The 20065-nt window shown below is 70.2% G+C and carries 17 protein-coding genes; 5 read left to right on the forward strand and 12 right to left on the reverse strand.

What is annotated here, in order from left to right:
- Window positions 1–14: 14 nt before the first annotated feature.
- Complete coding sequence (locus ACQEVJ_RS27585; RefSeq protein WP_433105915.1) at window positions 15–1244, reverse strand: CaiB/BaiF CoA transferase family protein; 1230 nt, start codon at window positions 1242–1244, stop codon at window positions 15–17.
- A 503-nt stretch (window positions 1245–1747) separates the two neighbouring features.
- Here ACQEVJ_RS27585 and ACQEVJ_RS27590 point away from each other — a divergent pair.
- Complete coding sequence (locus ACQEVJ_RS27590) at window positions 1748–1981, forward strand: hypothetical protein (RefSeq protein WP_433105917.1); 234 nt, start codon at window positions 1748–1750, stop codon at window positions 1979–1981.
- Window positions 1982–2011: 30 nt separating this feature from the next.
- On the opposite strand, the gene ACQEVJ_RS27595 is transcribed toward ACQEVJ_RS27590, so the two are convergent.
- The 8 genes from ACQEVJ_RS27595 to ACQEVJ_RS27630 all read right to left on the reverse strand — a co-directional run bounded on the left by ACQEVJ_RS27595 (window position 2012) and on the right by ACQEVJ_RS27630 (window position 10813).
- A complete protein-coding gene (locus ACQEVJ_RS27595; RefSeq protein ID WP_433105919.1) occupies window positions 2012–2659 on the reverse strand; it encodes a DMT family transporter in 648 nt (215 codons plus the stop codon).
- Between the two features lie 18 nt (window positions 2660–2677).
- Window positions 2678–2869, reverse strand: a complete 192-nt coding sequence (locus ACQEVJ_RS27600; protein WP_433105921.1) for a hypothetical protein — start codon at window positions 2867–2869, stop codon at window positions 2678–2680.
- On the reverse strand, window positions 2866–3582 hold the full coding sequence (locus ACQEVJ_RS27605; protein WP_433105923.1) for an ABC transporter ATP-binding protein: 717 nt from the start codon (window positions 3580–3582) through the stop codon (window positions 2866–2868). The genes ACQEVJ_RS27600 and ACQEVJ_RS27605 overlap by 4 nt, the downstream gene beginning before the upstream one ends.
- A complete protein-coding gene (locus ACQEVJ_RS27610; RefSeq protein WP_433105925.1) occupies window positions 3579–5390 on the reverse strand; it encodes a branched-chain amino acid ABC transporter ATP-binding protein/permease in 1812 nt (603 codons plus the stop codon). The genes ACQEVJ_RS27605 and ACQEVJ_RS27610 overlap by 4 nt, the downstream gene beginning before the upstream one ends.
- Window positions 5387–6256 carry a branched-chain amino acid ABC transporter permease gene (locus ACQEVJ_RS27615; protein ID WP_357055672.1) on the reverse strand — a complete coding sequence of 290 codons (870 nt, stop codon included), beginning with the start codon at window positions 6254–6256 and terminating at the stop codon, window positions 5387–5389. The genes ACQEVJ_RS27610 and ACQEVJ_RS27615 overlap by 4 nt, the downstream gene beginning before the upstream one ends.
- Window positions 6257–6305: 49 nt before the next feature.
- Window positions 6306–7466, reverse strand: coding sequence for an ABC transporter substrate-binding protein (locus ACQEVJ_RS27620; RefSeq protein ID WP_433105928.1), 1161 nt, complete (start codon window positions 7464–7466; stop codon window positions 6306–6308).
- A gap of 153 nt (window positions 7467–7619) precedes the next feature.
- Complete coding sequence (locus ACQEVJ_RS27625) at window positions 7620–9365, reverse strand: thiamine pyrophosphate-binding protein (protein WP_433105930.1); 1746 nt, start codon at window positions 9363–9365, stop codon at window positions 7620–7622.
- Window positions 9366–9367: 2 nt separating this feature from the next.
- Window positions 9368–10813 carry an aldehyde dehydrogenase family protein gene (locus ACQEVJ_RS27630; RefSeq protein WP_433105932.1) on the reverse strand — a complete coding sequence of 482 codons (1446 nt, stop codon included), beginning with the start codon at window positions 10811–10813 and terminating at the stop codon, window positions 9368–9370.
- Between the two features lie 302 nt (window positions 10814–11115).
- Here ACQEVJ_RS27630 and ACQEVJ_RS27635 point away from each other — a divergent pair, with 302 nt between their 5' ends.
- The 3 genes from ACQEVJ_RS27635 (at window position 11116) to ACQEVJ_RS27645 (ending at window position 14010) form a co-directional block, all read left to right on the forward strand.
- Entirely contained in the window at window positions 11116–11880 is a 765-nt protein-coding gene (locus ACQEVJ_RS27635) for an IclR family transcriptional regulator (protein ID WP_433105934.1), read from the forward strand.
- Window positions 11881–11968: 88 nt separating this feature from the next.
- Entirely contained in the window at window positions 11969–13237 is a 1269-nt protein-coding gene (locus ACQEVJ_RS27640; RefSeq protein ID WP_433105936.1) for a CaiB/BaiF CoA transferase family protein, read from the forward strand.
- Window positions 13234–14010, forward strand: coding sequence for a citryl-CoA lyase (locus ACQEVJ_RS27645; protein ID WP_433105938.1), 777 nt, complete (start codon window positions 13234–13236; stop codon window positions 14008–14010). Before ACQEVJ_RS27640 ends, ACQEVJ_RS27645 begins: the two co-directional genes overlap by 4 nt.
- A gap of 139 nt (window positions 14011–14149) precedes the next feature.
- On the opposite strand, the gene ACQEVJ_RS27650 is transcribed toward ACQEVJ_RS27645, so the two are convergent.
- A complete protein-coding gene (locus ACQEVJ_RS27650; RefSeq protein WP_433105940.1) occupies window positions 14150–16300 on the reverse strand; it encodes a PQQ-binding-like beta-propeller repeat protein in 2151 nt (716 codons plus the stop codon).
- Between the two features lie 189 nt (window positions 16301–16489).
- On the opposite strand from ACQEVJ_RS27650, the gene ACQEVJ_RS27655 reads away from it, so the two are divergent.
- Entirely contained in the window at window positions 16490–17455 is a 966-nt protein-coding gene (locus tag ACQEVJ_RS27655) for a ThuA domain-containing protein (RefSeq protein WP_433105942.1), read from the forward strand.
- Window positions 17456–17480: 25 nt separating this feature from the next.
- Here the strand turns inward: ACQEVJ_RS27655 and ACQEVJ_RS27660 are convergent, their stop codons facing one another.
- Complete coding sequence (locus ACQEVJ_RS27660) at window positions 17481–18152, reverse strand: TetR family transcriptional regulator (RefSeq protein WP_433105944.1); 672 nt, start codon at window positions 18150–18152, stop codon at window positions 17481–17483.
- 40 nt (window positions 18153–18192) lie between these two features.
- Entirely contained in the window at window positions 18193–20055 is a 1863-nt protein-coding gene (locus ACQEVJ_RS27665; protein ID WP_433105946.1) for a bifunctional sugar phosphate isomerase/epimerase/4-hydroxyphenylpyruvate dioxygenase family protein, read from the reverse strand.
- Window positions 20056–20065: the final 10 nt, after the last annotated feature.

A 20065-nucleotide genomic window follows, 5' to 3' on the forward strand; every position in this document is an offset into this window, starting at 1 on the left:
CCCGATCAACCCGTTCAAATGACCCTCCGCGACCTGAGCCCGGCCAGGGCCTCAGCGTCCAGCCCCAGGACACCGCCGTAGACCTCGTCGTTGTGCTGCCCCAATTCCGGCCCGAGGGCCCGGACGGCGCCCGGGGTCTCGGACAGGCGGGGGGCCACGTTCTGCATCGGGAACGAGCCCAGCTTCTCGTGCATCAGCCGGACGATCGCCTGCCTCGCCTCGAAGTGCGGATCGGCGAACATGTCCTCCGCGGTGTAGATGAGCCCGGCCGGAACCCCGGCATCGTGCAGGCGGTCCAGCAGCGCACCGGAGTCCTGCTCCCGGGTCCATTCCGACACCAGCTTGTCGAGCTCCGCCTGGTTCGCCCCGCGCGCGCCGTGCGTCGCGTACCGGTCGTCCGTCTGCCACTCCGGCCGGCCCATGAGCTCGGCCAGCCGGTTGAAGACCGTGTCGCGGTTGGCCGCGATCAGGACGGCCGAGCCGTCCCGGGTGGGATACACGTTGCTGGGAGCGACTCCGGGCAGGATGGAACCGGTGCGCTCCCGCCGCGCCCCGCTCAGCTCCCATTCCGGCAGGATCGACTCCATCAGCGCCAGCACCGCCTCGTAGATCGCGGAGTCGACCACCTGGCCGCGACCGGTGCGCTCGCGGGCGAACAGCGCCATCACCGTGCCCAGCGCGGCGAAGGTGCCCGCCAGCGAGTCGCCGATCGATACGCCGGCGCGGCTGGGGGCGCGGTCCGGTTCCCCGGTCACGTAACGCAGGCCACCCATCGCCTCACCGATCGAACCGAAGCCGGCCCGCCTGGAGTAGGGGCCGTCCTGGCCGTAGCCGGTGATCCGGGTGACCACGAGCCTCGGGTTGAGCTGGGCCAGCTCCGCGGGTCCCAGCCCCCAGCGTTCGAGCGTGCCCGGCCGGAAGTTCTCGATGAGCACGTCGGCGTCGGCGAGCAGCCGCCGCAGCAGCTCCTGCCCCTCGGGCCGACGGAGATCACACGTGATCGACTTCTTGTTGCGGGCGATGATCGGCCACGACAGCGACAGTCCCTGCGGAAGGTGGTTCCCCCACTGCCGCATCGGGTCGCCGTTGCCGGGATCCTCAACCTTGATCACTTCGGCGCCGAAGTCGCCCAGAAGCTGGCCGCAGAAGGGCCCGGCGATCAGCGAACCGGTCTCTACGACCCGCAGCCCGGCCAACGGGCCACGGGCGGCCCCGACGTCCTCGGGACCCTCAGAGTGATCCACAGCCACAGCCCTCACCTCTCTACGCCCAATGCGTCACACATGCAGACCAGCGGCACAATTTTGGTACACAATCTAACGCCCACAAAGCCCTTAAACAAGCAGCGATGTCCTGGTCCGCGACAGTGATCCGCGTTTTTGTATGCAATCATGGCCACCTCGGGCGCCCGGCACACGACCGGCCTGTGTCCCGCCTCCGCTGTCGTTGCCGCCCGGGCCGCCGCATCAGGAGCGCTTTGGCCGTCCTGGACCCCGGCGTTGGCGATCGTCGCGATCACGTCGCCGGTCGCCGGATCGTGCATGTCTCACTTCCGGACCGACGCGAGCAGCTCCGCCTCGGCCGCGGCCGTCGTCTGCCGGCTCACAGCTGCTCGCCGAGCTTGAAGCCGCGCTCGACGTGTGACCTGTGCTGGACAGCCGCAAGGAACAGGTCGATTGTCGAGTTCGGTGTAGTGCTGTGGGCGAGCGACTGGCACAGTGCGCCGAGAGCACAGAACTCGAAGGCGATGCATTCCTCGACGGCGCAGCCGGCCTCGCCCTACTTGCTCAAGCGCGAGGTGCTGCCCGAGCACGTCGCCGCCGCCGTGTTCGCCGGGCATCCCACGATCTCCATCGATCGCAAGACACTCGCGGCACGCGCGTTGGACGTGGTGGACACACTGGCCGCGATCAACTTCGCTGAGACGGAACACATCCGGCACGTCGTGCGGTCACACCTGCTGTGGCGTGAGTCCACGTGAACAAGCGTCGGACAAGCGAGGGCACATCGTTCAGGAGAGCGGGTGAAGAACCCACCGCAGGCCGACCACGATTACGCCGATCCCGGCGATCGTCACCGGCGACAGCGGCTCACCGAGGAGCAGGAAGCCCCACAGGACGCCGAAGGCCGGCACCAACAGGTTGACACTGGCCGTGCGGACGGGTCCCTCATGGTCGATCAGCCAGTAGAACAGGAGGTAGGCCAGCCCGCTGCCGAGCACGCCGAGTCCGACGACGTCCGCGGCGACCCCGACGGTGAACGGACCCGGCGGCGGTGACAGCACGAGAAGCGGGGCCAGGACGGCGGCCGCGCCGAGTTGCTGCCCGGCCGCCACGACCAAGGGCGGCACTCCGGCGAATCCTCGGCCTGCGTACGAGCCGCCGTACGCGAAGACGAAGGCGCCGAGCAGCACAGCCACAACGCCGATGACCCCGTCACCGCTGACGCCGAGGCCGCGCGGGGCGGTTGCCAGTGCGACCCCGGCCATGCAGGTGACGAGGCCGGCGAGGCGCCTTCGGCTGAGCCGTTCCCGCCCGGCCGTGACCTCGATGAGCAGGGCGAACGCCGGACTGGATGCGTTCACCACCGCGGTGGTCCCCGCGTTCAGGCTGGTCGTGGCGATCGACAGCAGCAGGAACGGCGCCGCGGCCGACAGCACGCCGAGCAGCGCGAACCGTCAGGCCGGCACGTCGCCGCGCTTCAACCCGCGGGCACGTGCGACGGCCAGCAGCAGGACTCCCCCGATGAGCGTGCGGCCCAGAGAAAGGGCGACCGGGCCGAGGTACGGCACGGCCGCCCGGACGAACACGAAGGAGAGCCCGAAGACGGCCCCGCAGCCGATGAGGATCGCCAGTGAACGGCGGCTCACAGGCCGAGGTAGATGCTGCGCACCTTCGGGTCGCCCCGCAGGTCCTCACAGCTTCCGGTCATCGCGATCTCACCGTTCTCCATCACCAGGCAGCGCCCGGTGACCTCGAAGGTGAGCTTGGCGTTCTGCTCGACCAGCAGGATGCTCAGCCCCTCGGCGTTGAGCTTCTTGAGGACCTCGACGATCTGGCCGACCAGCTTGGGCGACAGGCCCATGGACGGCTCGTCCAGCACCACGAGCCGGGGCCGCGACATCAGCGCCCGGCCGATGGCGAGCATCTGCTGCTGCCCGCCCGACAGCGCCCCGGCGAGCCGGTCACGCATCTCGCCGAGCACCGGGAACAGGTCGTAGACCTCGTCCAGCGACGCGCGGGTCTGCGCCTTCCACGGTCGCGTATAGGCCCCCAGCAGCAGGTTCTTCTCCACCGACAGGCCGGGGAAGACGTGCCTGCCCTCGGGGACGTAGCCGATCCCGGCGCGCACCACGTGGTGCGCGGGCATCCGGCACAGGTCGTGCTCGCCGAAGCGCAGCGACCGGACCACCCTCGGCGCGAGACCCATGATGGCCTTGAGCGTGGAGGTCTTGCCCGCGCCGTTGGCGCCGATGATTCCGACGGACTCCCCCGGCGCGACGGAGAAGCCGATGTCGTGCGCGGCTCGCACGCCGCCGTAGCTGACGCCGAGCCCGGCGACGGTCAGTTCCGGGCCGCTCATCGGGTGACCTCCTGTGTGTCCTGCGTCTCGGCGTTCAGGTAGCCGGCCTCGCCGAGGTAGGCCTCCACGACCTCGGGCACGACGGCGACCTCGGCGGGCGGGCCGTCGGCGATGACCCGGCCGCCGGACAGCACGGTGACCTGGTCGCACAGGGACATGACCAGCCCCATGTGGTGCTCGATGATCACGACGGTGACCCCGGAGTCGCGGATGGATCGGACCATCTCGGCCAGGTGCCGCACCTCCTCGTCGTTCAGGCCTGCGGCCGGTTCGTCGAGGAGCAGCAGGCGCGGCGACATGGCCATGGCACGGGCGATCTCGATGCGGCGCTGGATGCCGTACGGCAGGGATTTCGGCTGGCCGCCGGCGAAGTCGCCCAGGCCGTAGCGGCCGAGGAGCTCGTCGGCGTGACGGCGCAGGTCCCGGTCGTGCCGTACGACGCCCCAGGGCAGCAGCACGTATCGCCAGATCCAGTGGGTGCGGGTGCGGTCCAGGGCGACCAGGATGTTCTCCCGGACGGTGAGGTCGCCGAACAGGCGCAGGTTCTGGAAGGTGCGCGCCACGCCGAGCTGGGAGAGCCGGTACGGCGCGGCGCCGCCGATGCCGCGCCCCTCCAGGAGGACCTGTCCGGAGGTGGGGACGTAGAAGCCGCTGATGATGTTGAACAGCGTGGTCTTGCCCGAGCCGTTGGGTCCGACCACCCCGCGAATCTGGCCGGCGGGCACGCTCAGCGTCACGTCGTCGAGTGCGCGCAGGCCCTTGAAGCTCATCCCCACGCCACGCACTTCCAGCATCACGCCGCCGCCGCGGACGGGAGCGGGCTCGTACGGCGTGAAGGATCCGAGCGCGGCCCGGCGGCCCTCGTCGCGGCCCGTACGCCGGCGCAGCCAGGAGCGCACGAGCCGGGGGACGCCCGCGAGCCCGGTGGGGGCGAACACGACCATGAGCACCACGACGGCGCCGTAGCCGAGCTGCGCGTAGACCGAGAAGTCCACCAGGAGCTCTCTCAGCAGCGACAGCGCCAGCGCGCCGACGACGCAGCCCACGATGCTCTGCCTGCCGCCGATGATGACCATCGCGAGCAGCAGGAACATGTTGGCGATGCTGAAGGTCTCCGGCGCCACGTAGCGGATCAGGCCCGCGTACAGGACGCCGGCGACGCCGCCGTACAGGCCCGACAGGACGAACGCGGTGATGCGCAGCAGCGGGATCTCCGCGCCGAGCGCCCCGGCGGCGAGGCTGTCGTCGCGCATCGCCCGCATCCGGCGCCCGAGCGGGGTGCGAACGATGAACAGGGCGAAGGCCAGCGCGATCGCGAAGACCACCAGTTCGACGTAGTAGAAGAGGTACTCGCTGCTCAGGTCGATGCCGAACATCGGCGGCACCGGCAGGTCGCTGATCCCCTCGGATTTGCCGGCCAGGGCCGCGTTGGTGATCCAGTTGATGAAGGCCAGGGCCAGGCCCAGCGTCACGATGCCGAGGTAGTGGGACTGCACGCGCAGCGCGGGGACGGACACCACCAGGCCCACGACGATGGCGGCCAGCACGGCCAGCGCGGCGGCGACCCAGAAGCCGAGCCCGGCCCGGGTGGTCAGGATCGCGCAGGCGTACGCGCCGATACCGAAGAAGGCCACCTGGGCCAGGTTGATCTGCCCGGCCACACCCATGACGAGGCCCAGGCCGATGCCCAGCAGGGCGAAGACGACGGCGACGTCGACCACATGGATGGCGTAGCGGTCCAGCCCGTACGGCAGCAGCCAGGCGGCGACCGCGAGGAGGACGAGGGCGACGGGGGTCAGGCGCTTCACGCGCGGTTCACCGTCCTCTCACCGAAGATCCCGGTCGGGCGGATCATGACGGCGACCGCGAACACCAGGAAGACGACCAGTTCCGAGTACCCCTGAAAGGCGCCGGCGGCGAAGGAGTCGAGGATCCCGAAGGCCATGCCGCCGACGATCGCGCCGGGGATGCTGCCGAAGCCGCCGAAGATGGCCGCGGCGAAGCCCTTGATGCCCAGTGATCCGCCCATGACCGGGCTGACGTAGAGGAGCGGCCCGACCAGGCCGCCGGCCAGGGCGGCCAGACCGGCGCCGATGGCGAAGGCCATGGCGTTGCTGCGGCCGACGTGGACGCCCACGGCTGTCGCGGCGTGCGGGTTCATCGCGACCGCCTGCATCGCCGCGCCGAGCTTGGTCCGCTGCAGGAACAGGGCGAGCAGCACGGTCGCCACGGCGGCGATGGCGATGACGACCAGGCTGTAGGTGCGGATTCGGATGCCGAACACGTCCAGCGGCGCGCTGCCGACCGGAGAGGGCACGGCGTGCCCGGTGGCGCCCCAGATGAGGACCGCCAGCGCCTCCAGCACGGTGCCGAAACCGATGGTGCCGATCAGCATCAGATCGAAGTCGCGGCCCTCCAGCCGGCGCAGCATCCGCTCGATCACGAGGCCGACGACGCCGGTCACGACGATGGCGACCACCATGGCCACCGCGAACGGCAGATGGGCGGACATGTAGAACGTGGAGGCCGCGTACGCGCCGATCATCACCACGTTGCCGTGCGCGAAGTTGACCAGCCCCATAGTCCGGTAGACGATCGAGAATCCCATCGCCACCAAGGCGTAGACGGCGCCGAAGCCGATCCCTCCGATGAGGGTCTGCAGAAATACCTGCATGGTTCTCCTTGGTCCGGGGCGGAGCGGCCACCCCGGACGACGGCCGAGATCAGCTCGCGCTCTCGGCGACGAGCTTGCCGGACTTGATGACGGCGATCCGGGTGGAGTGGAGGCCGACCCCCGACTCGTCGTAGGCGAAGTCGCCGAGCAGCCCGGAGTGCTTGGTGGCGCGGATGGCGTCGGCCAGCTTCTGCCCGCCCTCGCCGCCGGTGGCCTTGAGCGCCTCGATCACGATGCGGGCGCCGTCGTAGGCCTTGGCGCCGTGCAACTCGGCCTCCTCGTTGTAGGCGGCCTTGTACGCGGCGGCGAAGGCGCGGCTCGCGTCGGTGGCGTCGTTGCTCAGGTACGGGGAGCTGACCACCGAGCCCTCCACGTTGTCCTCCCCCGCCGTGCTGATGTACGGCGCGGTGCCCATCGGGGCGCCTCCGGCGAAGACCGCCTTGAGGCCGAGTTCGCGGGCCTGCTTGGCGATGAGGCCGGACTCCACCTCCTCGGCGCCGATGAACAGCACTTCGGGGTCCTTCTGCCGGATGCCGGTGAGCGCGGCGCTGAAGTCCTTCTGGTCGGGTGTGACGACCTCGTCGGCGAGCGGGGTGAGCCCGCGGGTCTTGAGCGAGGCGAGGAAGGCGTCGTGCTCGCCCACGCCGTACGAGCCGTTGTTGCTGATCAGCGCGTATTTCTTGAAGCCCTTGGACTCGACCAGATACTTGGCCAGCGTCTCGTCGTAGGCGACGCTGGTCGGGGCGTTCAGGAACAGGAAGGGGCTCTTCAGGTCGGCGAGCTTGGGCGACTGGCCGGACGTGATGTTGGGGATCTTCGCGTCCTTCAGGATGGGGGCCATGGCGAGCGTGACCGCGCTCTCCGCGGTGCCGAACATCGCGATGTAGCCCTCGCTCGCGATCTTGCGTGCCAGGTTGGTGCCGATCGTCGGGTCGCCCTGGTCGTCGAAGAGGTCGAGCTGGATCTGCCGGCCGTTGATGCCGCCGGCCTTGTTCGCCTCGTCGACGGCGAGCTTGACGCCCTTGTTCTCCCACTTGCCGAGCGGGCTGAGCTGCCCGCTCTGCGCGTTGATGTTCGCGATCTTGATGGGTCCCGTGGCGTTGGCGCCGGACTCGTTCGATTCGCCAGGTGCGGCGCAGGCGGCGAGCGTGGCCAGGGCCGCGGCGGTGGCCGACACGGCCAGGGACCGGCGCCAGGAGATGGAGGACATGACTGTCACCTCGTTACGAGAGGGGGGTGATGGTGCGAGGCCCGGCATCTCGCGGACGCACAGGCGTAATGTACGAACGAGTACGTTAGTTATACGATGCTTCGTCGCCGCGGGGAATCTCGAAAGCGCAACGGTTGGCGGCGACGGGGCGGGTCAGTCGGCGAACACGCCGTGGTAGATGTCCTTGATGTTCCAGTGGCCCGGCGTGGGCACCGGTTCGTTGACCATGGGCACGTCGATCACCGTCGGCCGGCGAGCGGCCAGGGCGGCACGCAACGCGGCCGAGAGGTCCGCCGGACCGGCGACCGAGTAGCCGTCCGCCCCACACGAGCGCCCGAACGCGGCGAAGTCGGGACTGTACGCCTCGCCCTCCCGCGTGCGGAAGTCGCACCCGTAGCTCTGCCCGTAGTTGGCCGACTGCAGGTCGGAGATCGTGCCGTGGGCGCGGTTGTTCATCACGACGAAGACGACCGGCGCTCCCTGCTCGACGGCCATCGGAACGGCGGGCAGCTGCGCGCTCATCCCGCCGTCCCCGATGAGGGCCACCACTGTGGCATCCGGCCGGGCGATCTGCACGCCCACCGCCGCCGCCGGGCCGAATCCCATGGTGGAGGCGCCGCCGGGGGTGATGAACCGCCCCTCGGGCGGCAGCTCGTAGCACTGCGCGACACCGTTCTTGTTCCAGCCGACGTCGGTGACCAGGATCGTGTCGGCCGGCACGGCGTCGCGCAGGTCGGCCAGGATGCGCTCGGGCCGCAGGGGGAACTGGTCGCTGGTGCCTCGTTCCCGGCTGGCCGTGAACAGCTCGCGGCGCGCGGCCCCGATCTCCTGCCGCAGTTCGGGCCTGCTGACCGGGGGCCGCGCCTTGACCGCGTCCGCGATCGCCCGCAGCGCCAGCGTGACGTCGGCGACGGCGCCGATTTCCACGGGGTAGTTGCGGCCGATCTCTGCCGGGTCGATGTCGATCTGGATGAGCCTCCCCGGCGGGAAGGCCCAGGTGTAGCGGGGATCCCAGGAGCTCGCGTCGGTCTCGGCGAAGCGGGTGGCCAGGGCGAGGACGACGTCGGCCTCGCGGGTGTAGCGGTTGGTCAGCTCCAGGCCCCAGAAACCCGGCATGCCCAGCACCAGCGGATGCTCGTCGGGCACCGCGCCCTTGGCCATGAGCGAGTGCACCAGGGGAATGTCCAGGTGCTCGATCAGGGACAGCAGCGCGGCGCGGCCGTCCTCTCCCCTGGCCCCGCCGCCGAGGTAGACCAGCGGGCGCTCGGCGCCGGCCAGGGCGTCGGCGATGCGCTCGGCCACCGCCTGCGGCAGGTCGGGCGCGGCCGCGAGCCGCACCGGCGGACGCGGCCCGGCCGCCAGCGGACGGGAGAACAGGTCCATCGGCACGTTGACCATGACGGCGCCCGGCCGGCCCGAGGTGGCCGTCCAGAAGGCCCGCTCGACGTTGCGGAGCAGGTCCTCGGCCCTATGGGTCTCCCAGGCCCGCTTGACGAACGGCCGGACGATCGAGGTCTGGTCGGCGTCGGCGTGCAGGTTCACCTCCTGGTGGGGATGCCGGCCCCGGTAGTAGGACGGCACGTCGCCCGCGATCACGACCAGCGGGATCGAGTCGAGCGCCGCGGTCATCACGCCGGTGACCGCGTTCGTCAGTCCCGGGCCCACGTGCACCAGCAGAACACCGGGCTTGCCGGAGGCGCGGGCGTAGCCGTCGGCCGCGTGCGCGGCGGCCTGCTCGTGCCGGGCGATGACGAACTCGATGGGGCTGTCGCGGAGCGCGTCCAGCACCGCGATGTTGGTATGGCCGCACGTCCCGAAGACGTACTCCACTCCCAGCTGTTCCAGTTGTGCCACCAGCGCGTGGGCGGCGGTCATCGGCGTTTCCTCTGTCCTGTTCATGATCATTCCCCCCAGACGGAGACGCCGCGCAGGAGCAGCGTCTTGACGACGGTGAAGTCCTCCAGCATCCACCGCGGCGACTCGCGGCCGATGCCCGAGTCCTTCACGCCGCCGAACGGCACGTGGTCGAGACGGAAGTTGGAGGAACCGTTGACGACCAGGCCGCCCACCTCCAGCTCGCGCCAGGCCGTCATGATGCGCCGGATGTCGTGGCTGAACAGCCCCGCCTGCAGGCCGTACCTGCTGCGGTTGCACTCGGCGAGGACCTCGTCGAAACCGTCGTACGGCAGGACCGCGACGAGCGCGCCGAAGACCTCCTCGCGCACCAGCGTGGCGTCCGGCGGCGGGCCGGCCACGACCGTGGGCGCCGCCACGGCGCCGTGCCTGGTGCCGCCGGTGGTGACGACGGCCCCGCGGTCGCGTGCCTCGGCGGTCCAGCGGACGACCCGCTCGGCGGCCTCCTCGTCGACCATCGACCCCACGTCCGTGACCGGATCGAGCGGATCCCCCACCACCAGGGACCGCACCTGCTTGGTGAACGTCTCGACGAACTCGTCGAACCGGCTGCGCTGGACGTACACCCGCTGCACCGAGATGCAGCTCTGGCCCGAGTTGCTGTAACCCGTGGCCGCGCAGATCCGGGCCGCCTGATCGATGTCGGCGTCCTCGCAGACGATGGTGGCGGCGTTGCCGCCCAACTCCAGCGCCAGCCGTTTCGGCCCGGCCGCGCGGGCCACGGCCGCGCCGGTCGCCGCGCTGCCGGTGAAGCTGATGACCGTCACCTCGGGCGCGGCGCACAGCGCGGCGCCGAGCGCGCCGTCTCCGTGCAGCACCTGTACGGCCTCGGGCGGCATTCCCGCCTCCAGTAGCAGGCTCACCAGCGCGGCGGAGACGGCCGGCGCCTGCGGGGGCGGTTTGACCAGCGTGGTGTTGCCCGCCGCGAACGAGGCGCCGAGCTTGTGGGCCAGCAGATTGGCCGGGGCGTTGAAGGGGGTGATCGCCAGCGCCACTCCCGCCGGCGCCCGGTGGGTCAGGGCCGTGGTGCCCGCACCGCGTTCCCACCCCGCGACCGGAAGCACCTCCCCGCCCAGGGAACGGGCCTCGGCCGCGCACACCGCGAACGTGTCGGCCACGCGCGTCATCTCGCCCCGGCCGTCCTTCAGCGGCTTGCCGAGTTCAAGGGCGAGCAGGCGGGCGAACTCCTCCCTCCGTTCGATCACCATGCGCGCCGCCTCTTCCAGGACCCCCGCTCGCGCCGCGGGGGTGAGCCGGGCCACGGTTTTCGCCTGCTCTCGCGCGTACCGGCGGGCGGTGGTCACGTCGTCGGGCCGGGCGATCCGAGCCTGGCTGACCACGTGTCCGGCATAGGGGCCGACCCGTTCGAGCCACTCCCCCTCGGACACCCACTGACCTGCGATGAAGCAGCCGGCTCGGCTGATGCTGTCCAAAGACCTCTCCTCAGGTGATCCGCTAAGCGGTACTTATGGACCGCAGTGTGGACTGGGTGTTAACGTACGGGTGCCCGGACGTTCTGGCAATAGGAAGTTTCAGAGCCGTTACGGGCACGGCATCCCGGCCGCCGGGAGCGCCTGACAAAGGCTGCCCGTCGTGAGCGTGGAGCCGGACGGACGCGTCGCAGCGACATCGCGGCGACCGCCATCCGGGCCAGGCGCGGCAGGGCATGATTTGTCCGACGCGACCGAGGGCGGGGTGACACCACCGCGCCATCCCTACTGTCTAGTGAGGACCTGTGCCTTCATCCGAACCCGGCGAAGCCGGCGGCGTCCGCAGCGTGCAGCGCGCGTTCGAGATCCTGTCGCTGCTCACCGAGGACCGGCCGGCGATCACGATCAGGGAGGTCGTGGAGGCCACCGGCCTGGCCAAGACGACCACGATCCGGTTGCTCCAGACGCTGGAGCAGATGGGTCTGCTGTGGGCCACGCCCAAGGGCTACACCGCGGGTCCCGCGTTGTGGCGCTGGGCCCATCTGGCCAAGCGGGCGTGGGAGCTGCCGCCGGAGACCCAGGCCATGATGCGCCAGCTCGCGTTGCGGCAGGGCGAGACCGTCAACCTGTACGTCGCCCGCGGCATCTTCCGGGTCTGCGTGGCCCAGCAGGAAGGCACGCAGGCTCTGCGGCACGTCGTACGCATCGGCGACGAGCTGCCCATGTGGGCCGGAGCCTCGTCGAAGGTCCTGCTCAGGGATGCCAAGCCGGAGCTGCTGGAGCGGATCGCGGCCACCTCGCCGCGCGGAGCCGCGCACCTGGCGACTCTGCAGGGATGGATCGCCGAGGCGACGCGGGCCGGATACGCCACCAGCCACGGAGAGCGGGACACCGGTCTGTCCGCGGTGGCCGTTCCGGTCGTCGCCGCGTCGGGCTCGGTGGTGGCCGCGCTGACCCTGAGCGGACCGACCCAGCGTTTCACCGAGGACCGGGTCCGGGAGTTCGCCAAAGAGCTGGCGGATGTGGCCCGCCGCATGTCGGAACGGGGCTTCGACCACCCGCTCGCCTAGCCGCGGCGGGCGTACGGGGACAACGACTTTCCACAACCACGTGACGAGACGGCGTCGTCGGTGACGGCGCCGCTGGAGGTGTGCCCGAATGCAGGAGTTACCCCTCGCGGGGATCAGGGTCGTCGACCTGACCAACGTGCTCGCCGGACCGTACTGCAGTTATCAGCTGATGCTGCTGGGCGCTGAAGTGATCAAGGTGGAGGTGCCGGGGCGGGGCGATCTCGCCCGCCGTCTGGGCGCCGAGGCCGAGCTCAACGAGGCCGGCATCGGCGCGTCGTTCCTCGCACAGAACGCGGGGAAGAAGTCCGTGGAACTGGATCTGAAGGACGACGCCGGACGGGCCGCCTTCGAGGAACTCGTCACCGGCGCCGACGTGTTGCTGGAGAACTTCCGCGCCGGGGTGATGGCCCGGCTCGGTTACGGCTGGGACCGGCTGCGCGAGCTCAACCCGCGCCTGGTGTACTGCGCCATCTCCGGCTTCGGGCAGAGCGGGCCGATGAGCACCGCCCCCGCGTACGACCAGATCGTGCAGGGGCTGTCGGGGATGATGAGCATCACCGGCACCCCGGAGACCGTGCCGCTCCGGGTGGGATTCCCCGTGTGCGACACGATAGGCGGCCTGTCGGCGGCCATGGCGGTGTCGGCGGCGCTTGCCGGGCGGAGCCGTACGGGCCTGGGGTGTTTCCTCGACCTGTCCATGCTGGAGGCGTCCATCTCGGCGATGGGCTGGGCGGTCTCGAATCTCCTCATCAGCGGGATAGACCCGGAGCCGACGGGGCGCCAGAACGCCACAGCGGCTCCGTCGGGGACCTTCGAGGCCGCCGACGGCCCGCTCAACATCGCCGCCAACCGTCAGGAGCAGTTCCTGAAGCTGTGCCGGGTGATCGGGCGCCCCGACCTGGCACAGGACTCCAGGTTCGCCACCCGTGAGGCGCGCAAGCGCAACCGGGAGGAGCTGAACGCCGAACTCAACGCCGTGCTCCGCACCAGGACCGCGCAGGAGTGGGAGCAGGACCTGTCCGAGGTGGGCGTCCCCGCGGGACGGATCCTGACCCTGCGGCAGACCCTCGCTCTGGAGCAACTGGCGCATCGGGGCTTCTTCACCGAGTTGCCCTTCCCTGACGGCTCGGCGCGGCGGCTCGCCGTCGTGAGCAACGGCGTCGTGGTGGACGGCCGTCCGCTGGGGCCGCCCGCGCCGCCTCCTCTTCTCGGCGAGCACACCACGGAGTTCGTACCGGCACCGGCCGGTGCGACCCCGGCCGGTCCCGCTCCGGCCGCCCCTGCTCTGTCCGACGCGGCTCTGTCCGACGCGGCCCTGTCCGACGCGGCTCCGTCCGGGAAGGCGGCGACTCGATGAGCCACAACACGCTCGACCAGGCCACGGCGGCGGCCGACTGGTGGGCGACCGGTGTGTCGCGGATCGCCCCGGACGTCATCGAGCTGCGCGGGCTCCCGGTTCAGGAGCTGATCGGCAAGGCCGGATTCGCCGAGATCGTGTGGTTGATGCTGCGTGGCGCGCTGCCCGAGCCCCGGCAGGCGGCGCTGCTGGAGGCCGCGCTCGTGTGCTCTGTCGACCACGGCCCGCACGCTCCCTCGATCGCGGTCGCCCGGATGGCCGCCACCTGCGGCATCGGCCTCAACGGCGCGGTCGCCTCCGGCGTCAACCTGCTCGGGGACTCCCATGGCGGGGCCGGGCAGCAATGCGTCGAACTCCTGGAGGACGTGCTGGAGCGGGGGTCGGCGGAGGAGGCGGTGGCCGCTTGGCGCGCCCGCAGCAGGTACCTACCGGGCTTCGGCCACCGCTTCCACAGCAAGGACCCGCGTCGCGATCCGCTGCTCGGCCTGGTGGAGGAGGCGGTCGCCGACGGCGTCGTCCCCGGGCGCCATCTGCGGGCGGCGCGTGAGGTGGAAGAGATCCTGAACAGGGGAAGGAGCAGGCCGATCCCGATGAACGTCGACGGCGCGACCGCGGTCGTCTACGCCGAGCTCGGCTTCCCCGCGCCGCTCGCGAGAGGCCTGTTCGTGCTCAGCCGCAGCGTCGGCATCCTGGCCCACGCCTGGGAGGAGTCCCAGCAGGGCCGCCGCAACAAGGGCCCCATCCCGCCGTCCATCCTGCCCACGCAGCTCTGAGATCGGAGGAGGGCCGGCTCGCCCGGCCCTCCTCTTGTCGCCTCCCGACCGCGAAACGCGTCCGGAGGCTCGTCGACGCACTAATGCCGAAGCGCCCGCCGCGAGGTCACGGCGGGCGCTTCGGCGTCTGTCGCGGGGGTCAGTAGACGACGATCTTGCCGGTGTTCTGCGGGAAGATCGCGTCGTTGTAGAAGAACTCACCCGGGGTGTCGAAGGTGTGGGTGAACGACTGCCCGGGCATCAGCACGCCGCTGTCGAACTCGTACTCGAAGAACGAGACGGCCGCGTGGGCGTAGGCGTTGTCGGCGGGGTTGACGAAGGTGACGGTAGTGCCGACGGGAACGCGCAGGTGCTGCGGGGACATCGCGTTCTGCGCGACCGTGTTCTCCTTGGCGCCGGGCCGCTGGGTGGCGTTGTCCCAGACGCGGCCCAGGGTGACGGTCGTGCCGTTCACGGCCGCGACGCGGATGTCGTTGCGCTTCTTCGGCGGCACGGGAGCCGGCGCGGGCGGCACGGTCCCGCCGAGCTTGAACGCCCACAGGTGGTCGCCGCGCGGGATGTCGGGGTACGGCAACCCGTTGCCGCCGGCGAACACCGCGATGTACTGCTCGCCGTCGATCTCGTAGCTGACCGGGCTGGTGTGCACGCCCGCGCCGCACTGGAAGCTCCACAGGACGTCGCCGTTGGTGTCGTCCATCGCGTGCAGGACACCGTCGGGACCGCCCTGGAACATCACACGGCCCGCCGTGGTCAGGATGCCGTTGCCGTGGGCCAGGGACCACTCCCGGTCCAGCGTCCAGACCGGTGTGTTCGTACGGGGATCCACGGCCGCGATCCCGCCGGCGAAGTACTCCCCCAGCGGCCGGGAGGTGTTGACCCGCCCGTCCCTGGAATTGGAGAAGCCCGAGTTGATGAGGCCGTACCCGACGTAGATCCAGCCGGTCTCGGGATTGAACGACAGGTGCGTCCAGTCGCCACCGCCGCCCGCACCGGGGAAGATGATCGTGGCCCGGTCCCAGTGCGGTGTGTACAGGCCGCCCCAGGCATAGAACGGCACCGGGCGGGTGGCGTTGTCGAAGCGGGGCGCCTGGGGGATGAACGGCTCGCCGCCCGGGAACGGCTGGGTCTTGGAGGTCTTCTGCCGCTCGTCCTGCGGCACCGGCCGTTCCTCCATCCCGTGGAGCGGCTCGCCGTTCGTCCGGTCGAGGATGTAGAACATGCCGACCTTGCTGCCGTAGACCACGGCCTTGCGCACCCGCTTGTCGATTTTGATGTCGATCAGGACCGGCGCCATGACGTTGTCCAGGTCCCAGATGTCGTGGTGCACCGACTGGAAGTGCCACTTGCGCTTGCCCGTCTTGGCGTCCAGGGCGACGATCGAGTTGGCGAACAGGTTGTCACCACCGCGGCTCGCCCCGTCGAGACGGGGATAGGAGCCGCCGAACGTCCAGTAGACCAGGCCGAGGTCGGGATCGATCGCGGGATGGATCCAGGGCACCGCTCCCCCGGTCTTCCAGGAGTCGCCCTCCCAGGTGTCGTTGCCGAACTGGCCCTCGCCCGGGGCGCTCCAGAAGATCCAGGCGATCTCACCGGTGGCCGCGTCCAGCGCGTACGCCCGGCCGCGGGCGCCGCCCGTGCTGCCCTGCATGCCGACGTAGATCAGGCCGTCCCAGTAGACGATCGCTCCGGCGAGGGTGCCGGTGAGCCCCCCGCACTGACCGTTGGACGGGTCGCATCCGCTGTCGGCGCCACCCGTCTCGCCCTCGGTCATCAGTTGCTTCTGCCAGACGATCGCCCCGGTGTCCTTGTTCAGCGCGTAGACGATGTTGGCGCCCGAGGTGGAGAACACGAGGCCCTTCGCGACGGCGACGCCCCGCATGTTGGTGGTCTTGCTGCCGAGGTTGGTCTTCCACTTGATCTGACCGGTACGCCCGTCCACGGCGAAGACGTTCTGCTGGGTCGTCTGGACGTAGATGACGCCGCCCTGCACGACGCAGGTGCTCTGCTGAGGGCTGGCGGTGCTGCCACCCTCCAGGTTGACGTGCCAGGCCCCGCCCAGCTTCTTCACGTTGCGGGGGGTGATCCGCTTCAGAGTCGAGTGGTTGCTGTTGGCGAGGTTGCCGCAGACCTTGGGGTAGTCACGGCCCGCTTCGCCGAACGCGTCGGGCTGGCGAGGCACCGGTACGGCGAGGCCGTCCGTCACGTCGGCGCGGGCAGCGGTGGGGATGCTCAGCGCGGCGGCGCCCGCCGTGACGCCGGCGGCGCCGGCCAGGAATCGTCGTCTGTCCACGGTAGCTCTCCTATGGTCCATAGAATGGACCTATAGATCCGTTTGATGGACGCACAATAGGCCGGTTCGCATTCGGAAACAAGAGGCTTCATAAGCGTGACAAGGGGTTGTGGTGGCGGCGGAGAGACGGTTACCTTCGACCTCTAGATGGTTCTGATGGTCCATCTAGCGGATCAAGAAAGGCCCCCCATGAGGATCAGACGCTCCACCCTGTTCACCGCCGCGCTCTCCGCCGCAGCCGCGGCGGCCGTCGTCACGCTGGCGGCTCCCACTTCGGCCAGCATCACCGCCGGCAATCCCAAGGGAGCCACCGAGCTCGGCGACCCGGACTACGGCGTCTGCCGCGGCGTGGACCCGCGCTGCTACCACGACTGGGGCAACTTCGACCCGGCGAAGGGCTACCGCATCCTCGTCTACACCCGCACGGCCGGGCCCCGGCACGCGCACCTCGGCACTACGCTCGGCCCCGGCCTCAACCCGTCGCTCAACGACAACAACGTCGCCGTCAAGGCGGTGATCAAGCTCGGCCAGGAGAACGGCTTCGCCGTCGACTACACCGAGGACGTCACCCAGCTCGCCAGCGCCCAGACGCTGCTGAAGTACAACGCCGTCATGTTCCTCAGCACGACGCGCGACGCCCTGGACGACGGCGCGCAGACCGCGCTGCGGCAGTACATCCGCGCGGGCGGCGGCTTCATCGGCGTCCACAACGCGTTCGGCACCGAGTACAACTGGCCCTGGTACGAGGGCCTGCTCGGCAACGCCAACTTCTACGACCACGGCTCGAACCAGCCGGGCACGGTCGAGGTGGTCGACAAGCACGACGCCTCGACCGAGGGCCTGCCGAAGCGCTGGAACTTCACCGACGAGTGGTACAACCTGGTGCCCTTCCCCACCAAGGTGCGGTTCCTCGCACGAGTGGATGAGAAGACGATGCCGCAGGGCGCGCGCGGGAATCTCGGCCATCCCGGGCACGGTAGCGACCACCCCGTCTCCTGGTGTCAGTACTACGACGGCGGCCGTTCCTGGGTCACGACGCTGGGGCACGACGTCAAGGCGTGGACCGACGAGCCCATGGAGGGCGACCAGTACTTCCTGCAGCACCTTCTGGGCGGGATCAAGTCTGTGATCGGCATGGCGCCCTTCTGCAGGTAGAAGTCACGCCGGGGGCGCGCCGCGGTCAGGGCGCGGCGCGCCTGCCCGCCCCGGTCAGGTAGGCCACCACCATCTCGCCGATCATGGCGCGCTGCCGCTCGCGGTGCTCCGGCGCGGTCATGTCGCGGCCGAACAGGGCGCCGAAGGTGTGCTGGTTGGAGATGCGGAAGCAGCAGAAGGCGCTGATCATCATGTGCACGTCGATGGCGTCGGCGTCGGTGACGAAGACGCCCTGAGCCTGCCCGGCGTCCAGGATCCGGGAGATCAGGTCCAGCACCGGGGTGCCCAGGTTGGCCAGCACCTCGGATTTGCGGATGTGCTCGCCGTGGTGGATGTTCTCGATGCTGACCAGCTTGATGAAGTCCCGGTGGGCGTCATGGTGGTCGAAAGTCAGCTCCGTGAGCGTGCGGATCGCCTCCACCGGCGCCAGATGCTCCACGTCGACGGTCCGCTCGACAGCCCGGATATCGGAGTACGCCTTCTCCAGCACCGCGACGTACAACTGCTCCTTGCCGCCGAAGTAGTAGTAGATCATCCGCTTCGTGGTGCGGGTGAGCGCGGCGATCTCGTCCACCCGCGCCCCGGCGTACCCGTTCCTGGCGAACTCTCGCTGCGCGACCTCCAGGATCTCCGCCCTGGTCCGCTCGGCGTCACGTGAGCGATCCCCGGGGGCGCGGGTGGCGGGCTGGGAGGACATGACGCTCCACTGAGGCCGGTGAGTCAGGGTCGGCCTCATCCTATTGCCGTCCCGCCGGCGGTACGGGGCCGTGCTGGACGGCGAGCCGGATCGGCGCGTTCTGCGCCCCGTACCCTTGGTATCCGCCGAATCGCTGGACGACCTCGAAGAACATCCGGCCCGCGGTGATCGTGTACAGGTGGAGGAACTCCCCGGCGGCGTCGCGGTCGTACAGCAGGTCGAGCTCCCGCAAGGTACACAGCCGCTCCGGGGCGAGGTCATACCTGGCGCGCAGGTCGTCGTAGTAGTTGGCGGGGACGGGCAGCACCAGCCCGCCGATCTCACGCAGTCGCCGCGCCGTGGCGAGGATGTCCCGGCTCGCCAGCGCGACATGCTGCCAGGGAGCGTCGGGCGCGGAGGGATGACCGCCCACGTAGCCGACGTTGATCGCGATCCTGACCGTGCCGTCCGCGTTGGTCATCGCCCGGCTGCGCAGCAGTCCGTACGGGTCGGGCAGTTCGAGGCTCTCCTGCGGGCTCAGTCCGAGCACGCCGCGATAGAACAGGGCGGCCTCGTCGAAGTGGTGCCAGGGCTGGGTCAGCGCCACGTGGTCGATGTGGGTGATCTCGCCGCCGGGCCGCCCCGCGCGGACAGGGGCGAAGTCGCCGGTCCAGCTCGGGTGATCGGGCTGTGCCGTACGGCAGAAGAACAGCGCGGTGCCGTCGGGCGCCGCGACCGCGTCGAGCGGCGCCTCGTCCGGAGCACGGTGCCGCGGCAGCACCGGCGACAGCAGCGACTGGGCCCGTTTGACCGATCCGGCCGGATCGGGTGACTCCAGCCCGATCGCCGCCACCGCAGGCACGTCGGCGGGCTCGCCGGTGTTGAGCAGGATCCGGGCCTCACCCTGCTCCCACAACTGGACCGGCTTTCCCGTGTGCGTACCGGTATGGGCGAAACCGAGCGCCACGAGCAGCGGCTCCAGCGCGTTCCGTCCCGGCAGTGCCCCCACCGGCAGCGGCGCGGCGGACACGGGCATGGCCAGTTCGGCGAAGGCGAACCCGGTGGGCTGCACGGGCGGCGGCGGAACGGCGAGCACGGCGGCACCCGGCAGTCGCGCGGCGGTCTCCTCCTCCAAGGCGATCAGCGAGCGCATCGCGTCCACGGCGGTGCGTGCGGTGTCCGCCTGCCGGAACACGTCGTTGAACACTTCCAGCGACAGCGGACCGCTGTAGCCGGTGCGCAGCACGTGTGCCAGCAGCCCGGCCAGGTCGAAGCCGCCTTGACCCGGGAAGCAGCGGTAGTGCCTGCTCCACTGGAGGACGTCCATCGCCATCAGAGGCGCGTTGGCCAGTTGCAGGAAGAAGATCTTGTCGCCGGGGATGGCTTCGATGCCGCCGGGATCGGAGCCGCGCGACAGGATGTGGAAGCTGTCCAGGCAGGTGCCCAGATTGTCGTGGTCGGCCATCCGGACGATCCGCCACGCATGCAGATACTCGTTGACGTGCCGCCCCCAGGCCAGGGCCTCGTAGGCGATCGTGATGCCGTGGTCGGCCGCCGCCTCGGCGAGCAGTCGCAGTTGCCCGGCCGCCAGTGCGTCGTCGTCCACGGCGGTGGCGCTGACATTGGAGCACACCAGCAGCCGAGTGACACCGAGGCGTTCCATGACCGCGAACTTGCGCCGTGCCCTGCGCAGGTTGCGTTCGAGCAGGTCGGCGGGAACGGCCTCGAAGTCCCGGAACGGCTGGTAGAGGTCGATGCTCAGGCCGAGGTCGGCGGCCCGCACGCGCACCTCCTCCGGCGACATGGCGCTGGCGACCAGGTCGTTGTCGAAGATTTCCACGCCGTCGAAGCCGGCCGCCGCGATGGCGTCGAGTTTCTCGGCCAGGGTGCCGCTCAGCGACACCGTGGCGATGGCCTTGCGCATCGGCGGCTCC

The sequence above is a fragment of the Microbispora sp. CA-102843 genome, assembly GCF_050936215.1.
Taxonomy (GTDB): domain Bacteria; phylum Actinomycetota; class Actinomycetes; order Streptosporangiales; family Streptosporangiaceae; genus Microbispora.